Annotated in this window: 19 protein-coding genes; 4 read left to right on the top strand and 15 right to left on the bottom strand. The window is 72.6% G+C overall.

The window, feature by feature from the left end:
• Positions 1-129 precede the first annotated feature (129 nt).
• Positions 130-1,362 (top strand): ATP-grasp domain-containing protein, encoded by a 1,233-nt coding sequence (locus M3Q23_12380; GenBank protein ID MDP9342862.1) that lies wholly within the window; start codon positions 130-132, stop codon positions 1,360-1,362.
• 6 nt (positions 1,363-1,368) lie between these two features.
• Here the strand turns inward: M3Q23_12380 and M3Q23_12375 are convergent, their stop codons facing one another.
• The 5 genes from M3Q23_12375 to M3Q23_12355 form a co-directional block, all read right to left on the bottom strand.
• Complete coding sequence (locus tag M3Q23_12375; protein MDP9342861.1) at positions 1,369-2,856, bottom strand: oligosaccharide flippase family protein; 1,488 nt, start codon at positions 2,854-2,856, stop codon at positions 1,369-1,371.
• 75 nt (positions 2,857-2,931) lie between these two features.
• A complete protein-coding gene (locus M3Q23_12370) occupies positions 2,932-3,864 on the bottom strand; it encodes a sigma-70 family RNA polymerase sigma factor (protein ID MDP9342860.1) in 933 nt (310 codons plus the stop codon).
• A gap of 179 nt (positions 3,865-4,043) precedes the next feature.
• On the bottom strand, positions 4,044-4,904 hold the full coding sequence (locus M3Q23_12365; protein ID MDP9342859.1) for a DUF2236 domain-containing protein: 861 nt from the start codon (positions 4,902-4,904) through the stop codon (positions 4,044-4,046).
• A gap of 69 nt (positions 4,905-4,973) precedes the next feature.
• A complete protein-coding gene (locus M3Q23_12360) occupies positions 4,974-6,209 on the bottom strand; it encodes an MFS transporter (GenBank protein MDP9342858.1) in 1,236 nt (411 codons plus the stop codon).
• Between the two features lie 13 nt (positions 6,210-6,222).
• Entirely contained in the window at positions 6,223-7,215 is a 993-nt protein-coding gene (locus M3Q23_12355) for an alcohol dehydrogenase catalytic domain-containing protein (protein ID MDP9342857.1), read from the bottom strand.
• Between the two features lie 43 nt (positions 7,216-7,258).
• On the opposite strand from M3Q23_12355, the gene M3Q23_12350 reads away from it, so the two are divergent.
• Positions 7,259-7,702 (top strand): GNAT family N-acetyltransferase, encoded by a 444-nt coding sequence (locus tag M3Q23_12350; protein MDP9342856.1) that lies wholly within the window; start codon positions 7,259-7,261, stop codon positions 7,700-7,702.
• A gap of 35 nt (positions 7,703-7,737) precedes the next feature.
• Positions 7,738-9,411, top strand: coding sequence for a thiamine pyrophosphate-binding protein (locus M3Q23_12345; protein MDP9342855.1), 1,674 nt, complete (start codon positions 7,738-7,740; stop codon positions 9,409-9,411).
• A 29-nt stretch (positions 9,412-9,440) separates the two neighbouring features.
• On the opposite strand, the gene M3Q23_12340 is transcribed toward M3Q23_12345, so the two are convergent.
• The 6 genes from M3Q23_12340 to M3Q23_12315 all read right to left on the bottom strand — a co-directional run bounded on the left by M3Q23_12340 (position 9,441) and on the right by M3Q23_12315 (position 14,928).
• Positions 9,441-10,781: a MoaD/ThiS family protein gene (locus M3Q23_12340; protein MDP9342854.1), complete on the bottom strand. Its 1,341-nt coding sequence runs from the start codon at positions 10,779-10,781 to the stop codon at positions 9,441-9,443.
• A gap of 201 nt (positions 10,782-10,982) precedes the next feature.
• Positions 10,983-11,663 (bottom strand): hypothetical protein, encoded by a 681-nt coding sequence (locus M3Q23_12335; protein ID MDP9342853.1) that lies wholly within the window; start codon positions 11,661-11,663, stop codon positions 10,983-10,985.
• Positions 11,660-12,262, bottom strand: a complete 603-nt coding sequence (locus tag M3Q23_12330) for an RNA polymerase sigma factor (protein MDP9342852.1) — start codon at positions 12,260-12,262, stop codon at positions 11,660-11,662. The genes M3Q23_12335 and M3Q23_12330 overlap by 4 nt, the downstream gene beginning before the upstream one ends.
• 79 nt (positions 12,263-12,341) lie before the next feature.
• Positions 12,342-13,736, bottom strand: coding sequence for a wax ester/triacylglycerol synthase family O-acyltransferase (locus M3Q23_12325; protein MDP9342851.1), 1,395 nt, complete (start codon positions 13,734-13,736; stop codon positions 12,342-12,344).
• 69 nt (positions 13,737-13,805) lie between these two features.
• Positions 13,806-13,964, bottom strand: a complete 159-nt coding sequence (locus M3Q23_12320; GenBank protein ID MDP9342850.1) for a hypothetical protein — start codon at positions 13,962-13,964, stop codon at positions 13,806-13,808.
• Positions 13,965-13,995: 31 nt separating this feature from the next.
• Entirely contained in the window at positions 13,996-14,928 is a 933-nt protein-coding gene (locus tag M3Q23_12315) for a DMT family transporter (GenBank protein MDP9342849.1), read from the bottom strand.
• A 76-nt stretch (positions 14,929-15,004) separates the two neighbouring features.
• Between M3Q23_12315 and M3Q23_12310 the strand changes: the two genes are divergently transcribed.
• Positions 15,005-15,244 carry an NrdH-redoxin gene (locus M3Q23_12310; GenBank protein ID MDP9342848.1) on the top strand — a complete coding sequence of 80 codons (240 nt, stop codon included), beginning with the start codon at positions 15,005-15,007 and terminating at the stop codon, positions 15,242-15,244.
• Between the two features lie 10 nt (positions 15,245-15,254).
• On the opposite strand, the gene M3Q23_12305 is transcribed toward M3Q23_12310, so the two are convergent.
• The 4 genes from M3Q23_12305 to M3Q23_12290 all read right to left on the bottom strand — a co-directional run bounded on the left by M3Q23_12305 (position 15,255) and on the right by M3Q23_12290 (position 22,506).
• Positions 15,255-16,628, bottom strand: a complete 1,374-nt coding sequence (locus M3Q23_12305; protein MDP9342847.1) for an amidase — start codon at positions 16,626-16,628, stop codon at positions 15,255-15,257.
• A gap of 13 nt (positions 16,629-16,641) precedes the next feature.
• Complete coding sequence (locus M3Q23_12300; protein MDP9342846.1) at positions 16,642-17,427, bottom strand: alpha/beta hydrolase; 786 nt, start codon at positions 17,425-17,427, stop codon at positions 16,642-16,644.
• 38 nt (positions 17,428-17,465) lie between these two features.
• Positions 17,466-18,719: an MFS transporter gene (locus M3Q23_12295; protein MDP9342845.1), complete on the bottom strand. Its 1,254-nt coding sequence runs from the start codon at positions 18,717-18,719 to the stop codon at positions 17,466-17,468.
• 2,209 nt (positions 18,720-20,928) lie between these two features.
• On the bottom strand, positions 20,929-22,506 hold the full coding sequence (locus M3Q23_12290) for a calcium-binding protein (GenBank protein MDP9342844.1): 1,578 nt from the start codon (positions 22,504-22,506) through the stop codon (positions 20,929-20,931).
• Between the last annotated feature and the right edge of the window lie 15 nt (positions 22,507-22,521).

Raw genomic sequence — 22,521 nt, 5'->3', positions numbered from 1 at the left:
CGAACGACGTAGAACTTTCGGCTCGCCGGGCGCCGGCGAGGTGATGGACCGATGCCGGGCCGGACCGTGACCGGACCCAGGGCCGGTCCCGCTCAGGCGGGAACCGCCGGCCGCCGATGCATGCCATGCATGCGCGCGCTGATCATCTCCGAGGGGCGGAGCCGGGCCGCCCTTGCCGCCGTTCGCGCCCTGGGACGGGCCGGCTGGCAGGTGCACGTGGCGTCTCCGGAGCGCTCCGACCTGGCGGCGGCGTCCCGGTGGGCCAGACGATGGCTCTTCGTGCCGCGCCCGGAGGACGACCTCGACGCGTTCGTGGCGGCCGCGGCAACGGCGTCAGCCGCCAGCGAGGCCGAGGTGGTGTTCGGCTGCGGCGACGCGGAGATCCTGGCGCTGTCGGGCGGCAGGGACCTCCTGGGAGCGAGCGTGGGGTACGGGCCACACCGATCGGTGGTTCGGGCCCTGGACAAGCTGGAGCTGGACCAGGCCGCCCGCCGGGCCGGGATCGCCACCCCCCGGACGGCTCCGGCCACCCAGGAACACCTGGTGACGTTCCCGGGTCCGGTCGTGGTAAAGGCCAGACTGCACTGGTCGCCGAGCTCGAAGGGCGCGCCGGCGCGCCAGGCCACCCTGATCTCGGGCGACCCCGAGGAGGTGACCCGTCGGGCCGAGGAGATCCGCGCCGCGGGAGGAGAACCGATCGTCCAGGAGATGCTCCACGGGAAGCTCCTCTCGGTGACGACGCTGGTGGACGCGCACGGCGCGACGCCGGCCGAGGTCCACCAGGTCGCCCAGCGCGTGTGGCCGACACCGGCCGGCGGGAGCGCCCGCGCCCGCACGGTGAGGGCCGACGCCGAGCTCTCCGCCCGGGTCCGGGCCCTGCTGTCGGAGCTGGAGTGGGAGGGGCTGGCGCACGTCCAGTTCCTGGTCCCCGACGACGGTGTGCCCCGCCTGATCGACCTGAACGGCCGCTTCTACGGCTCCATGGCCCTTGCCCTCGCGGCCGGCCCGAACTTCCCGGACCTGTGGGCCCGGCTGGCCACCGGCCGCAGCCTGCCGCGAACGGCGCCGCCGCGCGTGGGGGTCCGGTTCCAGTGGCTGGAGGGCGACCTCCTCCGGGCCCGGGTGGAACGGCGGGGCGGGCTGGGGCGCGACATGCTGGGCTGCGTGGCCGGCGCGCCCTTCGCCACCCACAGCATCTGGTCGGCCGGTGACCGGGGGCCGTTCTGGGACCACATGCGATTCCTGGCCGGGCTGGCGGTTCGGAAGCTCGCACGAAGAGGCCGCGACGGCGGCAGGGCGGCCCCGGCGGGCACGGGCCCGTCGCCCGGAAATGCGCCGGGGGCGAGGGCCCAGGCCGGCTAGCGGCCTCTACGTCTCGCGCCGGCGACCCGGCACCACCGACGCGATCACCGCGAGGTGCTCCGGCGCCCGCCACCGTGCCAGCAGGAACCAGGCCCCCCCGTACAGGACCGCCCCCGTTGGAAGCTCCACCAGCGGTCCGAACGGCGACACCACCAGGAACGCGCCCATCAGCGCGGCGGCCGCCACCGGCAGGGCGACCGCACGGTCGAGCCGGGGCCAGCCGATGTCCCGCACCAGCAGGCCGAGGATGACCACGGCCTCCAGCGCGTAGGACGTGGTGGTGACGATGGCCGCTCCCGTGCCGGACAGGTGCGGGATGAGGACGAAGTTCATGCCGACGTTGTAGGCGGCGGCGACCGAGCTGGCGGCGGCCACCTCCCACCGACGCCGCCGGGCCAGCAGGGCGAAGTTCCCCAGGAACCCCACGCCGAACACCAGCGGCGCCGCGGCCAGCCACCGGACCACCGACGTGCCGCCCGCCGCGTACGAGGCGCCGTACAGCACCCGCAGGATGGGCCCGGCGTCGATCCACAGGGCCACCCCGAAGGGGACATAGATCAACGCGACTGCCGCCACGGCCTGCTCGAGGCCCCGGCGGACCCGGGATCGCTCGGCGTCCGCGCTCATCATCGGATAGACCGCCCGGGCCAGCGACCACGACAGGAACAGCACGGTCTCGAGCAGCCGGTAGGCCGCCGCGTACACACCCACGGCGGCCTGGCCCTTCAGCGCGCCCAGCATGACCTGGTCGATCCGGAACAGGGCCATCGCCACGACGGTGTCGATGCCGATGGCGATGGACATCCGCCCGGTGGCCAGCATGGTGTCGCGCCGGATCGACCTCATGTCCACCGTGACCCCCAGCCGCCGGAGGCTCACCGCCACCCCCAGCGTGCCGACGGCCGTGCCGGCCAGGTAGGTCGCGGCCAGCCCCACCAGGCCGAACCCGGCCAGCAGGGCGAACAGCGCCAGTCCCGCCGTCACGAAGCGCTGGACCACCAGCGCGACGCTCACCCCCCGCAGGTCCTGCCTGGCCCCCGCGGCAGCCCGCCCGGCGTCGGTGTAGATATCCACGAACGAGGCCAGCAGCACCAGGAGGAACGCGGTGGTGGAGCCACCGCCGGGCATCAGGGCCAGTCCGGCCACGGCCGCCCCCGCGAACACGGGCACCGCGATGGCGGTCCGCCACACCAGTATCTCGGACAGCAGCTGGGGGAGGCGGGCCGGCTCGGCGCTGGCACGTTGCGTCAGAAGGGCGGCGAACCCGAACGAGGGCAGGGTCGCCGCCAGCAGGGAGAACGACAGGGCGAAGGAGAACGCCCCGAAGCCGGAGCGGCCCAGGATACGGGCGGCCGCCACCATGAAGGCCAGCGTGGCCACCTTGCCCGCGATCTCGGCCGCCGCGACCACCGCGGCGTTCCGGGCGGCGATCCGGGTGCCTTCGGTCACCGCCGGGGTGGCGGCGGCAGAGGCCGTGAGCTGATCGGAGGCCATGCTGGAGTTATCGTCCCCCACAGGGGGCTCCTCCAGCGACTTCGGGATTCCTGGATCTGGCTGCGCCGAGGGCGGCTACAGCGCGACCGCGGCGCCGATCTCCTTGGAGTCCCGGAGCTTCCGCAGGGCCTCCCGCTCGATCAGGCGGACGCGCTCGCCGGACAGGCCGAGCACCTTCCCGGTCTCCCGCAGCGAAAGCGGCCGGCCCGTGTGCAGGCCGTAGCGAAGCGCGACGACCTGGCGTTCCCGGTCGTCCAGCACCCGCTCGACGGCGGCGCCGATCTCCTCGCGGAGCAGCGAGTCCTCGACCTCGCTGAACTGGCCCTCGGAATCGGTCTCCTCGATCAGGTCGCCGAGCTCGGTCTCCTCACCGACGGGGGCCTGGAGCGACAACGGCTCCCGGCGACCCATCTCCGTGAGGTCGTCGATCTCGTCGACCGTGGTGTCGAGGGCCTTGGCCAGGTCTTCGCGGGAGGGCTCGCGCCCGTGCTGCTGCGCGAACTGGAACCGGGTCCGGTTCAGCTTCCGCAGGCGGTCGTGGATGTGGACCGGCAGGCGGATGGACCGCGAGCGGTCGGCGATGGCCCGGGTGATGCCCTGGCGGATCCACCACGTCGCGTAGGTGGAGAACTTGAAGCCGCGGCGCCAGTCGAACAGCTCGACCGCGCGCATCAGGCCGATGTTGCCCTCCTGGATGAGGTCCAGCAGCGGCAGCCCCTGGCCCTGGTACTTGCGGGCCACGGACACGACCAGGCGGAGGTTGGCCATGATGAACCGCTTCCGGGCGGCCTCGGCGGTGCGGATCTCCTGGTGCGCCTTGAGCACGCTTCGCTCCGCCTTCAGCCGGCCGGCCCGGAGGCGCTCCTCGGCCTCCTTGCCCTTCTCGATGGTCATGGCAAGCTCGACCTCCTCCTCCTTGGTGAGGAGGGGCTCGCGTGCCGCGGCCTCCAGATACAGGCGAAGGTCGTCGGCGTCGTCGGTGCCCAGCGGGCGAGCGGGTTCGGCCATCTTCTTCCTTCGATTTCCCTCCACGCGATCCTTCGATCACATACAACAGCCTCGGCCGAGCGTATGTTCCCGCTGGCCGGGATACGGCAAGAGGGCATAATGAAATGGGCCTCAGCGGCCACCTGAGCAGAGGATACCAGTAGCGCCTCTTCCTGTCGATTGGCGATCTCCGACTCGACCTAGGGGCCGGGCGCGGCCTCACTGGCCCGGCGCTGGGCGGAGCGGGCGTGGGGCCACCGCCGGAGGGCCTCGGGGAGCAGGGGGACCATCGCCCGGACGGCACCGGCCGAGGCGGCCAGGGCGCGCTCGCGAGCCGGCGTCCAGGACAGCGCGTACGCCGCGCGCAGCCGGGGCGGGAGGATCCCGAGCGTGACCAGCTCCTGGAGGGCCCCGAGGGGTCGAAGCGGAATCGGGAGCGGCGGGCGGAGGATCGGCGGAGCGAGGCGGCGGGCGTCCTCGGTCACCTCGAGGCGATCCACCGTTTCCGCCACGTAAGTCCGGAACTCGCCAAGGCCGGCCGGCAGGATCTCAGGCGGCACGTGCATGGCCGTGGCCAGCCGCTTCATCTCCTCGTGGTAGCGCTCCTCGTCCTGCGGCGACAGCGCCCGGAAGAAGCGGCGATACACCACGAGGGCGGTGTCAACGAGGGTCGCGTACACCCACAGGAGCAGGACCGGGTCCATGGCCCGGTAGGCCACGCCGTCACGAGCGCGTTCCCCCGTCACCCGGCGGTGGACGCCGGTCACCTGCTCGGCGGCCTGCCGGGACTGCTCGGAGTCGCCGAAGGAGACCCGGAGCATCGCGTCCATGGTTCGCCACAGCCGCCGGTACGGTTCCGCCGGGAAGCCGCTGTGATCGGCCACGCCCGCTGCGACGGAGGGGTGCGCGATCTGCATGAGGAGTGCCCGCGGGCCGCCGAGCAGCAGGACACCCTCCCCGTTCACCCGCCAGGCCACAGTCCCCGGCCCGAACAGCCCCGGGTCGCCGGGACGACCCGGCGGAAGCGGCCTCGGGAACCCACGCAGGACCGACAGGCCCACGAACCGATGGTACGGCTCCGGTCCCCGAAGTGGTGGTTCCCCGGGACGCTCCCGACGGCCCGGAACGGTTCATCCGGGCCCCACCGGTCCCACCGTCGGTGGCGGCGGTCCGCGCCCCCAGCCCCGGGTCTCCGGCAGCAGGAAGAACACCACCGCGGCCCCCACCGCGTAGGAGGACCCGACCACGGCGAGCGCCACACCGAGCCCTCCCAGCGGGCCGGCCAGCACGGTGGTCAGGGCGGGCGCGGCGGCCTGGCCCGTGATGCTCATGCCCCGCAGCCACGCCCCCACCCGGCCCCGGGCGCCCGGGGGGAACAGCTCGGTCGAGTAGGCGGCGACGCAGGGCGTGGACCCGGTCAGGGTGAAGATCACCAGCGCCAGGCCCAAGACCCGGGCGGTGGTGGACGACGCGGTGAACGCGAACGCCCCCGCCCCGGTCGCCGCGGCCAGGAACAGCACGGAGGTGGGACGGCGGCCCCACCGGTCCAGCAGGCGGCCGGAGACGAAGAACCCGCTGACCGCCACCAGCCACACCAGGAAGTGCCACGGCCGCAGGTCCGAGACCGACAGGTGCCACCGCTCCAGCACCAGCGTCGAGGCCAGCGTGGTGACCGCGGTCGGGAACAGCGCGAACAGGAACGCAAGCGCCGTGGCTCCCACCGCCCACTTGCGGCGGATGGCGCGAAGGGCCGCGTGCCGGTCGGCCGCCGGCGGCGCGGTCTCCGGGAGGTCCCGGCGAGCCCGCGCCACCAGGACGAGCGGGACGATGCCGACCAGGTACAGCAGGCGCCAGCTGGCGTGCGCCGCCAGGACGATCAGGAACCCGGCTCCGGCCCCGGCCTGCCCCAGCGCGGAGGTCGACGTCAGCAGGCCCAGGGCGCGGCCCCGGCGCTCGGGCTGGGCGGTCTCCACCATCACGATGGTGGCCAGGGTGTACTCGGCCGACAGGAAGAAGCGGGCCACGAACTGGTAGGCCACGAAGTCGACCACGCCCCGCGAGAACGCCGTGGCGAACGTGGCCACGGTGTAGCCCGCGATGGTCACGGCCAGAACGGGCCGGCGCCCGAGCCGGTCGGCCAGCGGCAGCAGGGCGAACACGCCGAACGAGCCGGCGAACACGACCGAGGCCACCAGGCCCGACTGGCCCACCGTGAGGTGGAAGTCCTTGCGGATCAGCGGCAGCGCGAGGGCCAGGACGAAGGTGTCGTAGCCCTCGAAGAAGGTGGCCGGCGCGAGCAGGAGCGTCGGACGGGGGCGGCGGCCGGTCGAGGTTCGCGAAGGCTGCGGCCCCGGCCGACGGGTCACCGGGGACCCGAGCCTAGACGCGCGGGTCGACGAGGACCTTCACGCCGCCGCGGCCCTCGACCAGGTCCAGCATGGCCCGGTCGATCTCCTCGAGCGGGACGTCGCCGGTGATCACCCGGGCCGTGTCCGGCCGGCGCTCCAGCAAGGCCAGGGATTCCTCCATGGACTCGCGGGACGGGCCGGAGATGGACAGCGCGCGCTGCTCCTTCACCGACATCACCGCGGGGATGAACACGGCGGGCTCGAACGGGATCCCCAGCAGGACCACCGTTCCCATGTGGCCGCACACGTTGAAGGCCATCTGCACCGCTGTGCCCGACCCCGAGCACTCGAACGCGAAGGCGGGGCCGTGCTGGTCCACGGCGAGGGTCTTCCAGAAGGGGTCCTCGGCCACGGGGTCGAACACCACCTCGCAGCCGAACTCCTTCCCGAGCTCCCGGCGTTCTTCCCGGATGTCGGCGCCGATGACGCGGGCTCCCCGGTCGAGCAGCGCGGCGATGGCCAGCAGGCCGATCGAGCCGAGGCCGGACACGAATACCAGGTCGCCCTCCTTCACTCCGGCCATGTCCACGGCGCGGACCCCCACCCCCAGCGGCTCGGCCAGGGACGCCGTCCGGTCGTCCAGGGAGTCCGGGACGGGGATGAGGTGCTGCGCCGGCACGGCGACCTGCTCGGCGTAGGCGCCCCAGGCGGAGGGCGGGTCGAGGCAGTACCGGGGGTGGCCCTCCCGGCACCACAGGCACTCGCCGCACCCGCGGGCCGGCCAGGCCACCACCCGCGCGCCCTCCTGGAACGTGCCGGAGCGGTCTTCCTCCACGACACCCGAGAACTCGTGGCCGAGGACCTGGTCGGGCCCGGCCAGGATGCCCGTCTTGTACAGCGAGAGGTCCGATCCGCAGATCCCGCAGTGGAGGACGCGCACGCGGGCGTCGCCGTCGCGAAGTGCCGGAGGATCGGCGTCGCGGACCACCATCTGCTTCATGCCCTCGAAGAACGCCGCCCGCATCGGCGGCAATCCTAGCGGCTCCGGATAGGCTGACGCCTGCGTCATGACGAGCGTGCGGGCACTTCGGCGGGAAGACCTGGAGGCAGTCCTGCCCCTGGTCGCAGGCTACCAGCGCTTCTACGGGGCCGAACCCGACGACGAGCGCAACCGCGCGTTCTTCCGGCGGTTCATCGCGCCCAGCGACCAGGGGCTGCTGCTGGGGGCGTGGGAAGGGGACGAGCTGATCGGGTTCGCCACCATCTACTGGACGCACAGCTCGACGCGGGCCGCGGACGTCGCGCTGATGAACGACCTGTTCGTGGTGCCGGAGCGTCGCGGGACCGGGGCGGGCAGGCTCCTGATCGAGGCCTCCGCCGCGGCCGCGCGCGACCGCGGGTGCGTGCACCTGGAGTGGTTCACCGCCACCGGCAACGAGGTCGCCCAGCGCCTGTACGAGCGGATGGGGGCGGTGCGTTCGGCCTGGTTCGCGTACGAGCTGCTGCTGTGAGGAAGTGCGGACACGGCATTCGATAGAGTCCCTCCGTGACCGAAGCCGAGCACGGAGGGATCCTGGCCGCGCGGGCCCTGGCGGCCGAGGGGATCGACACCATGTTCGCCCTCCCCGGAGGGCACAACCTTCCGCTGTTCGAAGGGGCCCGGGTGGCCGGCATCCGCCTGATCGACACCCGGCACGAGGAGAACGCCGTGATGATGGCGGAGGGCTGGGCCCTCGCCACCGGGCGCCCCGGCGTGGCCAGCGTCACCGCCGGCCCCGGGCTGGCCAACGCCGTCCCCGGCATCGCCGAAGCTAACAAGGCCGGCGCGCCGGTGGTGGTGATCGCCGGTCGGACCGGGCTGCACCAGCGGGGACGGGAGGCGGTGCAGGACGTGGACCAGCTCGCCCTGGTGGCCCCCATCACCAAGTGGCGGGAACAGTGCCTGGCCCCCGAGCGGATCCCCCAGTACGTCCGGGAGGCCGTGCATCAGGCTCGGTCGGGTGCGCCGGGCGTCGCATACCTGGAGATCCCGCAGGACGTGTTCGGCTCGCACGCGCAGCCCGCGGAGAAGCCCTGGCCCTCGGGACATCCCCACGCGAGGCCCTCGGCGGCGCAGGGCGACCTGGAGCGGGCGGCGGACCTTCTGGCCACGGCGGCCCGCCCGGCCGTGCTGGCCGGGTCGGGTGCGTTCTTCTCCGGGGCCGGCGACGCGCTGCGCGAGTTCGCCGAGCGCTCCGGGATCCCCGTCATCACCACGAGCGCGGCCCGAGGCCTGGTGGACGACGACCATCCGCGCTGCGCGGGCGGGCTGGTGCACGGGGGCATCGCGCTGGCGTCGTCGGATGCCGTGCTGGTCCTGGGGTCGCGGTTCAACGCGAACCTGCTGTGGGGCGGCGCGCCGCTGTTCCCGCCGGCCGGCAAGGTCATCCAGGTGGACGTTCGGCCCGAGAACCTGGGCGGGGAACGGCTCCCCGACGTCGGGCTGGCCGGTGACGTGCGGACGGTCCTGGAGGCCCTCACCGAGACATGGCCGAAGCCGGCGGAACAGTTCGACGGCTGGTGCGAGCAGGCCCGGCAGGGCACGGCCATGAGCCTCCGGTCCTGGGAGAGCGAGACGGAACGCCCCGCGCGGGGCGTGCACCCCGGCTGGCTGGCGCGGGAGACCGCCCGGTTCGCCGAGGACACCGGGGCCTGTTCCACGGTGTCCGACGGCGGTGACAGCGCCCTGTGGGGCATCGCGTTCTTCCGGGCCCACCGTCCGGGAACCTCGATGTACATCGGCTCGGCCTTCGGAACGCTCGGGATCGGGCTGCCGTTCGCAGTGGGCGCGCGGGCGGCCCGGCCCGACGAGCCGGTCATCCTGTTCACCGGCGACGGCGCGTTCGGCCTGTCGGCCCTGGAGCTGGACACCGCGGCCCGCCACCACCTGCCGGTGATCTGCGTGGTCGTGAACAACGGCGGGTGGGGCGACGTGCGCCACGAGCAGCGGGCTTTCTACGGCCACGAGGCCGACGTCGGCGCGATCCTGTCGACCATGCGCTACGACCTGCTGGCCGAGGCCGTGGGCGGCCACGGCGAGACCGTCAGGTCACCCGAAGAGCTCCGCCCCGCGCTGGAGCGCGCTGCGGAGTTCGACGGGCCCTCGGTGGTCAACGTCCACACCGACCCCGACGTCATGAGCGACCTCATGAAGAACCTGGGGGGCATGGGCGTGATGTGAGGCCGCGTCCGCCGTCGGAAACGTTTCCCTCAGGCGGAGACGCGGACCGAGGTCACCGGCGGCAGGTGCTCCGCCACCACCGTCCACGACGCTCCCCCATCCGCGGACCCGAAGACCTCCCCGGACTCCGCACCGAAGTACAGCCCCAGCGGGTCCCGGCCGTCCTGACCGAAGGCCTGCCGCAGGATGGTGAGGTAGCCGTCGGGAAGACCGTTCGATAGGGCTCGCCAGGTCTCGCCGCGGTCCGAGGTCTCGTACACGCGGACCTTGCCCTCCGGTGTCACGCGGTCACGGTCCGCCACCAGCGGGATGACGAACGCCCGGTCGGGATTCGCCGGGTCGATCGCCAGCGGGAACCCGAAGTCCGCGGGGAGGCCGCCCTCGGAGCCGATGTCCTGCCACGTCTCGCCGGCGTCGTCCGACCGGTACACCCCGCCGTGGAACTGCATGTAGATGGTCTCGGGCTGGAGCGGGGCGCGGTGCATGTTGTGCACGCAGAGGTCCACGGCTGCCTCGCGGGACTCCGGCGGCAGATAGCGCGCCGCGATCCCCTTCACGCCCCGCCGCCAGGTCTCGCCGCCGTCGTCGGTCAGCCAGACGCCCGCCGCCGAGATGCCGATGGCCATCCGACCCGGATCGCCCGGCCACGGGCAGATGGAGTGCAGGCACAGCCCACCCGCCCCGGGCTGCCAGTCGGGACGGCTCGGCACGTCCCACAGGCCCCGGTTCAGCGACCAGGTCCGCCCGCCGTCCTCGCTTTTGAACAGGGCAGCGGGTGCCACCCCGGCCCACACCACGCCGTCCTCCTCCCCAGGATGGATCACCCAGATGCGCGTCACGGCGGCATCCGTGTCGGAGGGAAAGGCGGGTCCCTGGGCCTGCTCCCACTCCCCGGTCGGGTCGTCGCTGACATACAGCTTCGGCCCGTACTGGCCGTCGGTGACCGACGCGTGGTACGTGCCCGTCCGCGAGTCTCGCATGGCGAACTCGGCCGTCACGCCCTCGAACTGACGGGCCGCGATGTCCATGGCTCCGCCCCGGGGGCCGCGCAGCACGAACAGGCCCTTGTGCGTCCCGACCAGCAGCTCGGCCGGGCCACTCCCGTCTCCGGAGCCGCCCGAGATCGCCGGCAGGATGTGGACCCGGTCCTGCGAGGACACCGCCTGGTCCAGTGGCGCCCGTTCGCCGTTCACGAACACGGTGACATGCTCGCGGAGCGAGCCGCCCTCGTCGCGGACCCACCCGGCCAGGCGCGGGTAGTCCCCCTCCAGCCGGTCCAGGATCTCCGAGATGGTGGATCCCTCCACCTCGAGCGTGCCGGTGCCACCTGCCAGGTCACGAAGCGGCGAGCGAAGGTTCACCACGGCCACGACTCCTCCCATGGGATTCGGTAGGTCCTGATTATCGCGAACCGCACGTACGCCTGTTTTCGCCGTGTCCGAACTGCTCGACCTCGACCGGACGCAGGTTGTCGACAATCGACGGCCTGGTTCGCGACCGGGAGTAGCCAGGGCCCGAATGGCGGTCCCACGTTCGCTGCGCCCACGTCCCTCGAGGGTCGGGGGTCACGGTCAGCCGTTCGCGGAGTTGCCCCAAGGCTCGGCGCCGCAGTTCGCCGTGAGGAACTGGCGGACGGGCTCCGCGTTCCCCGAATCCGCGGAGCCGGCCAGTTGCTTCAGGTACTCGACCGTGCCACCGGACCCGGAGCCCACCGCCGCGAGCTGGGGCCACGAGGGGATCGCATCGATCGTTCTCTGGGCTGTGGACATCTGAACCGGGTCGCCGCGGTTGAAGCCGTCCAGCCAGTAGCCGTACCACTGGCACGTCGCGGCGAACGCCAGAACCCCGCTCAAGCCAGCCTCCTCGATCTGCTGCGCTCCCTGCTGGGCGATGTTCCCGCGCACTGCGTCGAAGTTCCCGTCGGGAGGAAGCGGAATGTCCTGGGCCAGGCGGTCGATGGCGGAGAGCTGCTGCGCCGGGCTGAGCCATGCCGACGCCGCGTAGCCGCCGGCCGCGCCCAGCACCACCAGAGCGGCAGCCAGGAGGGCCACGATGCGCGCCCGGCGGCGTCCTCGAATGGGCAGGTCGAATGGCGAGGTCAGTACCTCGGCCCTCGCGGGGGACATGGACACGACCTCCTCGAACAGGGCCCTGGCGGCCTTCGATTCCGACCCGGAGGCCGGAGCGACCCCGCGCACCGGATCGAGCACGCCAACCAGCTCGTCGAGCCATCCGCCTTCGGTCGTGGTCATCGTCCCTCCTTCGCCGTGGCGACGGGCCGCGGCCCGTCGGCTCGTCCGTGTCCCGGACCCGGCCGCCGTTGCACGTCGATCCCCAGTCGAACCAGATGGGCAGCCAGTCGCCGGCGAGCGCGGTGGACCCGGATCCTGGCGGCGCCCCTCGTGCATCCGAGGACCACCGCGAGCTCGTCGTATGAGAGGCCCTCCCAGGCGACCAGCCTCAGGAGCTCCCGATCCCGCTCGTGAAGCTGGCCGAGCGCCTCGGAGACGACGTCCACGGAGAGATCGGCGTCGGTCGTGGGACGGACCACGGAGAGGATCTCCGCCTCGATCAGGAGGCTCGCGTGGAGGCGGTCGCGGCGGGTGCCAGCCCGGCGGGAGTTCGCCAGGACACGACGGGCCACACCGAAGAGCCACAGCCGGGTCTCCGAGCCATCGGGCACCTGATCGAGGCGCCGCCACGCAACGAGGAAGGTCTCGGCCAGGGCATCGGCTCCATCCTCGGCCGATCGGGTGCGGCGAAGGACGTACGCGAGGAGTGGACCGTAGTTCGCCTCGTAGATGGCGCGAAACCGCTCCAGGCGGCTCGGTGATCCCCTTGTGCCCTCCATGCTCCCTCACCACATGTTCAGCACAGGGAAGGTCGTTTCACGATCCCCGGTCCGAACCGGATGTTGGCTCGAGCTAGCCTCAGACCCCGGCGGCCTTGGCCAGCTCGTCGAGGGACTCCTCCACCGAGGAAGCCAGGAACTCGATGTCGGGCATCCCGTCCCAGTCCCCGGTGAACCCGAACCCCATGGCACCGGCCAGGCTGGTGACGGCGATGGAGAGGCCGACGTTCTCGGCCAGCGGCATGACCGGGTAGTTCACCAGCAGGCGAGCTCCGGCGATGTACATGGGGACCTGCGGGCCGGGCACGTTCGAGATCACCAGGTTGAACCACCGGCCCCGCGACACCAGGCGGGCGGCCAGCGCGTGCAGGGTGGGAGGGGCCCACGTCCCCAGGTTCATGATGGAGTCGGCGCCCACCGCCATCATCGACTCCTTGAGGTCGCGGGTGGCCTCGCTGATCCGGTGGAGGCGCCGGACGGGGTCGATGGGTCCGACCGGCAGGTCGGCGAAGATCATGCTGACCCGGTTCCCGAGGGCCATCTTCTCGGCCTCGCTCCGGACCGAGACCGGGACCATGGCCCGGAGCGACCTCCCCCGGGTGGGCTCGCGGCGGGCCTTCAGCACCTTCTGGAGCGCGCCCGCCACCACCGCCAGCACGACGTCGTTGACCGTGCCGCCGGCGGCGTTCTTGATGTCCTTGAACCGCTGCACCGGCGCGTCGGCCATGGCGAAGCGCCGGTTCGGACCGACCTTCGCGTCGAACGGCCCCTTGGGCGGGACGCCCATCCCCGCCAGGTCGCGCACGCCGGCCAGGGCCGCGCCCAGCCCCTCCATGGCCCGGGCCGGGGCCCGCACGGCGGCCTGGGCCGTGCCCGCCAGGGCCGAGACCGGATGGACGACCCGCTCCCGCAGGGCCTCCCGAAGCAGGTCCGCGCGAGAGGGTTCGCGTTCGGGGATCCACGGCTCGGGAGCGAGCACCTGGGGCTCGGGCGAGAAGTCGAACATCACCGTGGCGATGTCGATCCCCGAGATGCCGTCGATCACGGCGTGGTGCACCTTGGTCAGCACAGCGGCCAGGCCGTCCTGGAGTCCCTCGATGAAGTAGCTCTCCCATAGCGGCTTGCTGCGGTCCAGGGGCCGGGAGTGGACGCGCTGCACGAAGTCGGCCAGCTCGCGGCGGCCGCCCGGCGACGGGAGGGCCGCCCGCCGCAGGTGGAACTCGATGTCGAAGTCGTGGTCGTCCACCCACACCGGCCGGGCCAGGTTGCCGGGCACGGTCACGACCTTCTGGCGGAACCGGGGGACGAGGTGCAGGCGGGAGGTCATGACGGCCGCCAGGTCCTCGGCGTGGAGCTTCCCTTCCGGACGGGTGGAGGGGTCGAGGATCGACAGGCCCGCCACGTGCATGTGCATGGCGGGGCGTTCCAGATACAGGAACGACGCATCCAGGGCGGAGAGCCTCGTGGGCGTCATGACGAGCGGCCCGTCACCATCGTGTCCCCGTCAGTGCTTGTGGGCCCGACCGGACCCCTTCTTGCGCTCTCAGCACCCCGGCTCACCCGGGTGGCCGCAGCACCCCCCTTTGGCCGCAGCCTTCACCCGGTTCTCCAACGTGAGCCTGGCCCGCTCCGCCAGGGGCTTGTCGCTCTCCTTCCAGTTCAGGAAGAAGCCCTCGACGTAGTGCATCAACCCCCGCGCCATGGAGATAGCGTACGCCTTCCACGTCGCGGGCTCATGGGACCGGCGGCTCCTTCGAGGGCGCCCCACGGGCCATGCTGGCCGCGACTGCACCGGCCAGGATCAGGACGCCTCCGGCTGCGACCCCCGGCCGGACCGGCTCGGACAGGAACAGCGCGGCCAGGACGGTCGCGGCCAGCGGCTCCATCGCCGCCACGATCGAGGTGCGCACGGGTCCGAGCCGGCGGAGCCCCACGAACAGCGCCACGAATGCGCCGGCCGTCCCCGCGCCCATCCCGGCCAGGCGGGCCCACTGCACGCCGCCCGCCGGCACGTCTGCGTTCCCGGACGCCAGGGCGAACGCGGCCAGCCCGATCGCCGCGAACCCGCTGACCCACATCGAGCCGGCCAGGGCGTTCGTCCGCTTCATCACGTGGTCGACCCCGAGAAGGTAGCCGGTGAACGTGAGCGCGGCGGCCACCGCCAGCGCCACGCCGAGCGGGCGGATGGCCAGCCCGCCCGTGGACGCCACCACGATGGACGCGCCGCCGACGGCGCACACCAGGCTCCCGCCGAGCAGCCATCCGGGAGCTCCCCGGCCCAGTGCGATGGAAGCGAGGGCCACGAACACCGGATAGGTGAAGAACAGGAGGGTCACCGCCGCGGCCTGGCCGTGGTTCAGGGCCAGGAAGAACAGCGACGACTCGGCCGCGTATCCGATGGCCCCGAGCAGCGCCAGCGGGACGCGTTCACCCCGGGCCGGGAGCAGCGGCTGCCGGCGCGCCCACAGGAGGACGGCCAGTCCCAGCGCGGCGATCCCGAACCGGACCGCGAGCATGGAGGCGACCGGCAGTCCCGTCCGCTCGACCAGCTTGCCGAGGACCACCACCACGCCGAACTGAAGCGCCGCCAGGGCCACGAAGCCGCCGCCCACGGCTTCGGCGTTCCTGTGCCCGTTCCCGTGCCTGTCCCTGGTCCTGGTCCGCATGACCGGGGATGGTAGCCGTCACCGAGGTTTGGCCGATGGCTGTCACCGGGGGGGCCGATCGGGTATGAAGGGAGGGATGGACGAGATCGTGGTGTACGGCGCGCCGTGGTGCGGCGACTGCCGGCGGGCCCAGCGGGTGCTGGACCGGCACGGCGCCCCCTACCGATACATCGACGTGGACGACGACCCCGAGGCCGCGCGCGAGGTGATCCGGATCAACCGGGGCCTCCGAAGCATCCCCACCATCCTGTTCCCGGACGGGTCCGTCCTGATCGAGCCGACGGACCCGGAACTCGCCGCCAAGCTCGCCGGCTGACATCCCCCGCTCACGGCGGGGGCGGCCCGGGAGCCCGCCGGACCCGGAACCGTTCGTCGAGCTCCTCCAGCAGGGCCGCCGTCGCCAGGAGCATCGCCTCGCTGCCCCGGCGGCCGATGAGTTGGGCGCCGAGCGGAAGCCCATCCCTCGACCATCCAGAAGGAAGAGCAAGGGCGGGCAGCCCGGCCAGGTTCACCGGGCGGGTCAGGACCGAGGTCGCGCCGCCGTGGATCCCCAGGCGCTCGCCCGCACGGACCTCCACGTCCGTCGCGTCCGCGGGCGGAGCTGGGAACGGAGTCGAGGGTGCGACGAGGACGTCCACGTCGCGCAGCCGCACCGCGAACCACGACCGGATCTCCTCGGCCCGCCGGCGTGCCTCCATGCGCCGGGCCGGCGGGACGTCGCGGCCGTACTCCAGGTAGGAGACGGTCAGCGGCTCGAGCAGCTCCGGATGCTCGAGCAGGTGGCCGTGCACGTCATGGAACTCGGTCCACCCGATGTCTAGCCATACTTGTGGGGCGTCGTCGATGCCCCGCCCGTCCACCATGACGATCTCCACGCCGGTCGAGGCGAGCGCGTCGGCGACGGCCCGGACGCCGCCAACGACCTCCGGGTGGATGCGGTCCGCGAAGTAGCCCCCCAGCACGCCCGCTCCTCTGGCCAGGTCCGGGGGGGCCGCGAGAACCTGCCCGGAGACGACCTGCCAGGCCAACTGGAGGTCGCCCACCGACCCGGCCATGGGCCCGGGGCAGTCCAGCGAGGGCGCCAGCCGCAGGACGCCATCCAGCGGGAGCGCGCCGGTGGTCGGCTTCAGGCCGGCGACGCCGCAGAACGACGACGGGATGCGGATGGACCCGCCGGTGTCGGTCCCGAGCGCGATCGGCACCACGCCTGCGGCCAGCGCGGCGGCCGACCCGCCGCTGGACCCGCCGGTGATGCGCAAGGGGTCCCATGGGTTCGCGGTGGGACCGCACGCCGAGACCAGGTTCGTCGCACCCGCCGCCAGCTCGTGCATGTTGGTCTTGCCCACCACGATAGCGCCGGCCGCCCGGAGGCGCCGCACGACCTCGGCGTCCGCCTCGGCCCAGTTGTCGCGGTAGGCCCGGGAGCACCCCGTGGTGCGGCACCCGGCCACGTCGAACAGGTCCTTCACCGCCACCGGCACACCGGCCAGGGGGCCGACGGCTTCGCCGGCCGCGACGGCGCGTTCCAGGGCGAGCGCCTCCTCCAGCGCGGCCCGGAACATGAGCTGCGAGAAGGCGTTCGTGACGGCCTGCCAGTCGTTCATCCGCTGGAGGACCCGCTGCACCAGCTCGACCGGCGAGACGCGTCCCGCGGCGACGCCGGCGGCCATCTCCGCGGCCGACTCGGGAAGCTCCGTCACGGCGGCTCGACCGTCACGGCGCCAGGAAGGTGTTGACCTTCTGGACCAGGTCCGGCATGGCCTCGAACATCGCCACCTCGTCCGGGAAGGTCAGAAGCTCGGCGTGCGGGAGCAGGTTGGCCATGGCCCGGCCAACCCCTGCGGGATGGATGGGGTCGCCCTCGCGGCACAGGATCAGGACGGGCGCCGCCACGGCCCGCAGGACCTCCCGGTCGTGCACCGGCGTGTCCTCGATGACCTGGCGGATGGCCGGGCCGAGCGCCGCGGGGTCCCGAACGTCCGCCCACCGCAGCCGGTCGAACTCGCGGAGCCACGGCGCCCGCGCGTACACGTCCTGGCGCTCGGGATCGGCCAGTAGCGCCGCCACGGCCTCGTCCCTGGGAAGCGTCTCCAGGATCTCGGCGGTCCGCTGAAACCGGGCCTTGTGCTGGAAGGGACGATCCAGGCCGGCCGGGAGCAGGAAGACCATCCGTTCGAACCGGTCCGGCCGCGTTTCGAGGATGCGGCAGATGGCGCCCGCGCCGAGCGACGTGCCCAGGGCCCGCGTGGCCCCGTACGTCGACGCCACAGCGTCGAGGTCGCGGGCGAAGTCGACGAAGCCGTAGCGGCCGGACGCCGCCGGTCCGGAGTGCCCGTGGGCCCGGAAGCAGAACCGCACCTTCGTCCCCGCCACCAGCGGGGTCAGCTGGGCCAGCTCCCGGCACGTGTTGGTCAGGCCATGCGCCAGCACGGTGACGGGTTCCCCTTCCCCGTCCACCTCGACGTGCAGCACGGCGTCGTCGGTCTCGACCTCCGCCACGTTTTCCTCTCGCTCCAGGGCTGGGGTGGCGTTGCCCTTCAGGACTGGGGGACGGCCGGCTCCTTGCGCCGCGATTCGCCCGGCGGCTCGAGGTCGGAGGCGATCCGCCTGGACCACACCGCCACCACCGCTCCGGAGGCCAGGAACACCAGGCCCGCCCCGATCTGGAGCAGTCGCACCCGGCCCGGCGCCCACAGCGCGTACAGCACGAGGGCCGGCAGGATCCACGCCAGGTTGTACGCGATGTCGAAGAACGAGAACCCCCGGCCACGGTACTGGTCGGCCAGGGCCTGCTGCATGATGGTGTCGGCGGAGATCTTCCCCAGGAAGTAGCCCAGGGCGGCGACGAACGCCACCACCGACAGGCCCAGGATCTTGGTCACGCCGCCGAACGCAATGGTCCCGGTGCCGGCCACCACGAAGGCGCCCACGATCAGGCGGGCCGGCGGGACCCGGTCCTTCAGGGACTGCGCGGCCACGAAGCCGAGTGCGGCCCCTCCCGCCGCGGCGAGCCCAGCGATCAGCACGGCCGTCTTGTTGGACCCGGCGCCCAGGATCTGCCGGACCTCCAGCGCGAAGATCAGCCCCACGAAGGAGGCCAGCATCCGGATGGACAGGAACGACGCCAGGCCGAGCTTCGCCGCCGGGTGCTTGCGCACCTCGCGGAGCCCCTCGGCGATCCCCCGGAGGATGCGGCGGGCCTCCCGGAAGAACCGGGTGGTGCGAGAGCCCTGGGCCAGGTTGCTGGTCCGGGCGGCGAACAGCGCCCCGACCCCGTACACGATGGCTCCGCCCACGATGACCACGCTGGCCGACGTGACCTTGGTTCCCACCAGCGCGACCCCGGCGCCGAAGATCTGGAACACGGCCGTCCCCGCCTGCGAGATCGCGTTGCCCTGCATGAGGTTGCGTTCTCCCAGCACCGTGGGGATGCCTGCCGACTTGATGGCCAGCACCAGGCGCGTCGAGGCCAGGGTCAGCACCAGCGCACCGATCAGCACGGGGTCGCCGAAACGGCCCACGCCGGCCAGCCCCACCAGCGCGATCACCACGGCCCGGAACCCGTTCGCGATCATCAGGAGCTTCCGCCGGTCGAACCGGTCGATGATCACGCCCATGAACGGGCTGATGAACGTGTACGGAAGATAGGTCAGCAGCACCAGCACCAGGATGTGGCGGGGCGAGCGGGCCTCCTCCAGCGAGAACCCCGCCTTGCCGCCGAACGCGATGGCCTTGGCCAGCGCGGCCTGGACGATCCCGTCGCCCAGGACGGCCAGGAACACGGCGCCCATCAGGAACCCGAACGCCCGGTTCGAGAACAGCGACAACGAGCGCTTCACGAACGGGACCACCACGGCCTTGCCCGCCTCGCGCCGGCGGGCCAGGAAGGCCAGGAACATCGCGACGGCGATGGCCAGGGCCGAGGCCGCGATGCCGTCGCCCACGCCGAAGGGCGCCCGGTGGACGCCGGCCACCACGACGCCGGCGGCCAGGGTCAGCCCGAGCGACATCCCGGGCACCAGGGCGATCCGGCTGTGCGCGTCGTCCAGCTGGAACCACCGCGCGGCGATCAGCCCCGGCACCACCAGCAGCAGCACCAGCACCAGCACCACGCGGAGCAGATGGCCGAGGTGGGAGAAGCGGCCCGGCGGGTTCGCCAGGGCCGCCTCCGTCTGGCGGCCCGCCGCCACGCCGGCCTGAACCGCAGCGGGCGACGGGGCGGCCAGCCCCGGGCCCGACAGCAGCGACACGTCCGGCCCCAGCCTGGTGGGCGAGGACCGCAGCACGTCGAGGTTCGAGGTCCCGCCGTTGAACCGGTCCACCAGGAACACCACGGGCGGCTGGTCGAAGGCGCGCAGGACCCGCTGCTCCTCGTGGAAGAACCCCCGGGACACCCGCGTGTACACGGGATCGGTCCCCACGCTGGGCCGTCCCGCCAGGAAGTCCTGGACGTCGCCGAAGTAGATGGTCGAGCGGAGCGCGGAGTTGCCGGTCAGGCCGGCGCGGGCGGTGTTCGAGTAGGTCTTGGCCCACCCCCAGGCCTTGCGGTCCTGGCGGTAGTTGATGACGAACACGATGGGGTTGGTCCGGTCGACGTGCGTGTAGGCGTCCACCGAGGCTAGCGCCACGCGCGTTCCCGGGTCCATGAACCGCGAGGAGGGCGCCTCCGAGCTCCACCGGGACAGGCCCGAGGCCAGGATGGAGCCGAACCCGCCCAGGATCAGCAGCCCCACCAGCGCCCCCGCCACCACGTTGCGGCGAAGCACGAATCGCACCGCCAGCCATGCCCCCAGCCCCGTCAGCAGCAGCACCGCGAGCGTGGTGTTCATGAATCGGTAGTAGGGGTAGGTGAGCCCGGCGATGAACCCGAACACGCCGAGGTACGGGAACAGCCACAGCAGCGACATCCACGGGTACTCGTCCATGGGCTTCCCGCCGTCGCGTCTGCGGTCACGCACGGCGGTCACCGCGATGGACCCGAGAGCGATGGCGATGAGCGGGCCCGTGATCAGCGGCTTCAGGCTGAGGATCCAGTCGCCCAGCTGGGACTTGAACACGCTGGAGGGGTACGGAGGTGGAAGCGCGGCGTCGGCGAACGGCGCCTGCACCCCCCACAGCCCGACCTTCCACACGGCCAGCCCGATCACCACGCCGACGGCGGACGCGATCAGCATGGGCCCGTCGGCTTCCAGGGTCTTGCGGAACGAGAACCGGCTGGTCAGCAGGTGGAAACCGGCCCCCGCCGCCAGGACGAGCACGAAGATCGCCGTGGTGGTGGGGTGGGTCAGCGTGGCCAGGAACATCAGCAGCCCGAGCGCCGAGCGGGCACCCCACGACGTCCGGGCCGGCGCCATGAACGGCAGGGTCAGCGCCAGGATGTACAGGCACAAGATGTTGTCCATGTAGCCGACGTACGGGATCGACAGGAACAGCACGCCCGAGGCGAAGAAGGTCAGCAGGAACAAGAGCGGGTCCCGGCGGTGCCGGTAGGCGAACGCGGCCAGGGCCAGGGAGGCAAGCGTGGGCACCGCCACCATCAGCAGGATGGAGAAGGTGAACCGGGAGACCCCCGCCACGCCCATCAGCCACGCGCCGATCAGCGGCGTGGTGACCCGGTAGCCGCCCGAGAACATCCCGAACGGCCCCCACTCCCGCACGATCGTGGCGGGCTGGGCGTGGGCCAGCAGCTCGGCCCGCCACGTGTACCAGGCGGGGTCGCGGGTGGGGGGCGAGAGCGTCGGGTGGACCAGGAACACCCCGGCGAACGTCAGCAGGAGCAGCGCCGCCGACCCCAGCACCACCCAGGGACTGGCCAGGAAACGCCTGCCTGGTTGGGGTGCCTCCTGCTGGGCGTCTTCCGGAGCGACCTTGGTCAGGGCCATGTTTGTACGTGTTCCTTCATGACGGTCCCGGGGAAGCGTACGGCGGATGAGCCGGCCAATGGTACCCATTTCGTTCCGGCTCTCCCAGGCCCGTTCGCCGGCGGGGTGACGTGAGCCGTCACGGCGATGGTGGCGGGTTGTGCCCCATGGTCGGCGTCACCTGCTCGCACTCCAGGTTCTTCTCGCCACCCAGGCAGATGTCGGCGTTCGGCCCTCCCACCAGGCGGTCCGGGCCGAGGCCGCCGTCCACGATGTCGTCGCCGTCATCGCCCTCCACGACGTCCGGCTGGTTCCCGCCGTACAGGCGGTCGTTCCCGGGTCCGCCGGTGATGCGGTCCCCGCCGTCTCCTCCGTACACCACGTCGGCGCCCCCGTCGCCCTCGATGGTGTCGCCGCCGTTGCCGGAAAGCAGCACGTCGTCTCCGGGGCCACCCACCAGCCGGTGCCGGCTCTTGTCCCCCGCCACCAGGACGTCATTCCCCGATCCACCGAACAGGTCGTCCCGACCGGTCCCGGCCCCGCCCTCGAGGACGTCGTCGCCCGAGCCACCGGACAGGCGGTCGCTCCCGAACGAGCCGAACACCCCGTCGTCGCCGGAGCCTCCCGACAGCCAGTTGTTCCCGGTGTCGCCGATCAGGCTGTCGTCCCCCGGCCCGCCGCAGATGACGTCGTCGCCCCCCATGCCGTCGATGACGTCGTTGCCGCCAAGGCCCACGATGACGTCGTTGCCCTCCGTGCCGATCAGGGCATCGTCCCCGGGCGAGCCCACGATGGTGGCGGGCTGCCCGTCGCAGGTGAGCTTCGACGCAGCGACACGGCGGGACACTCGGTGGACCACCGGAAGGCACCGGGACGCGCCCGCTTCCTGGCCGAGGCACACGTTGGCGCCGGTGCCCCCGTCCACCGTGTCCGTCCCCGGCCCCGCGTCCAGGACGTCGTCGTCGGGCCCGCCCTTCAGCCGGTCCTGCCCGTCGCCTCCGTACAGCCGGTCGCTCCCGCCTCCGCCCGAGAGCACGTCGTCGTCGTCGTCCCCCACCAGGACGTCGTCGCCGGACTGGCCGACCAGCCGGTCGTTCCCCGTCCAGCCGTGCAGGACGTCGTTCCCGGTGCCGCCGATCAGCGTGTCGTCGCCCGGTCCGCCCGAGATCGCGTCGTCCCCCGGTCCGCCCAGGATGCGGTCCCGCCCCGGGTCACCACCCCCGCCGGTCAGCATGTCGTTCCCGGAGCCGCCGATCAGAGAGTCGTCGCCGAACTCGCCGAACAACCCGTCGTCGCCCGGGCCGCCCACCAGGAGGTCGTCGTCCTGGGAACCGAACAGGCTGTCGTCGCCCGAGCCCCCGATCACGACGTCGTTCCCGTGGCCGCCGAACAGCACGTCGTTCCCCGGGCCGCCGCACTCGATGTCGTCGCCGGCCAGCCCGTGGACCACGTCGTTGCCGCCGAGCGCCACGATCACGTCGTTCCCCTGCGTGCCCCGGATGCGGTCGTCACCGGAGGTGCCCACGATCGTCGCGGGCTTCCCGTGGCACGAGTACGCGCCGCCCCCGGGGGGCGTGGGCACCGAGGGATCGGGCTCGGTCCGGCGGACCCGGACGTGCGGTGAGACGCACGCCACCAGCACGAGCAACACGCCGACGGACAGCGTTGCGAGGCGTCGAGCGGGAGCGAGCCGGCCGGGCCGGAGGGAAAGTTCCATGCAGCGAGCCACGGA

The organism is Actinomycetota bacterium, from assembly GCA_030774015.1.
Taxonomy (GTDB): Bacteria; Actinomycetota; UBA4738; order UBA4738; family JACQTL01; genus JALYLZ01.
This window is presented reverse-complemented; position numbering and strand designations above follow the sequence as displayed.

Excerpts from the sequence above, each read along its gene's own strand:
- M3Q23_12330 (MDP9342852.1), bottom strand. The coding sequence starts at position 12,262 with ATGGAGGGCACAAGGGGATCACCGAGCCGCCTGGAGCGGTTTCGCGCC.
- M3Q23_12295 (MDP9342845.1), bottom strand. The coding sequence starts at position 18,719 with ATGGGCGCCGTGTTCCTGGCCGTCCTGGGCGACGGGATCGTCCAGGCC.
- M3Q23_12325 (MDP9342851.1), bottom strand. The coding sequence starts at position 13,736 with ATGACGCCCACGAGGCTCTCCGCCCTGGATGCGTCGTTCCTGTATCTG.
- M3Q23_12350 (MDP9342856.1), top strand. The coding sequence starts at position 7,259 with ATGACGAGCGTGCGGGCACTTCGGCGGGAAGACCTGGAGGCAGTCCTG.
- M3Q23_12320 (MDP9342850.1), bottom strand. The coding sequence starts at position 13,964 with ATGGCGCGGGGGTTGATGCACTACGTCGAGGGCTTCTTCCTGAACTGG.
- M3Q23_12375 (MDP9342861.1), bottom strand. The coding sequence starts at position 2,856 with ATGGCCTCCGATCAGCTCACGGCCTCTGCCGCCGCCACCCCGGCGGTG.
- M3Q23_12380 (MDP9342862.1), top strand. The coding sequence starts at position 130 with ATGCGCGCGCTGATCATCTCCGAGGGGCGGAGCCGGGCCGCCCTTGCC.
- M3Q23_12335 (MDP9342853.1), bottom strand. The coding sequence starts at position 11,663 with ATGACCACGACCGAAGGCGGATGGCTCGACGAGCTGGTTGGCGTGCTC.
- M3Q23_12355 (MDP9342857.1), bottom strand. The coding sequence starts at position 7,215 with ATGCGGGCGGCGTTCTTCGAGGGCATGAAGCAGATGGTGGTCCGCGAC.
- M3Q23_12290 (MDP9342844.1), bottom strand. The coding sequence starts at position 22,506 with ATGGAACTTTCCCTCCGGCCCGGCCGGCTCGCTCCCGCTCGACGCCTC.
- M3Q23_12315 (MDP9342849.1), bottom strand. The coding sequence starts at position 14,928 with ATGCGGACCAGGACCAGGGACAGGCACGGGAACGGGCACAGGAACGCC.
- M3Q23_12370 (MDP9342860.1), bottom strand. The coding sequence starts at position 3,864 with ATGGCCGAACCCGCTCGCCCGCTGGGCACCGACGACGCCGACGACCTT.
- M3Q23_12310 (MDP9342848.1), top strand. The coding sequence starts at position 15,005 with ATGGACGAGATCGTGGTGTACGGCGCGCCGTGGTGCGGCGACTGCCGG.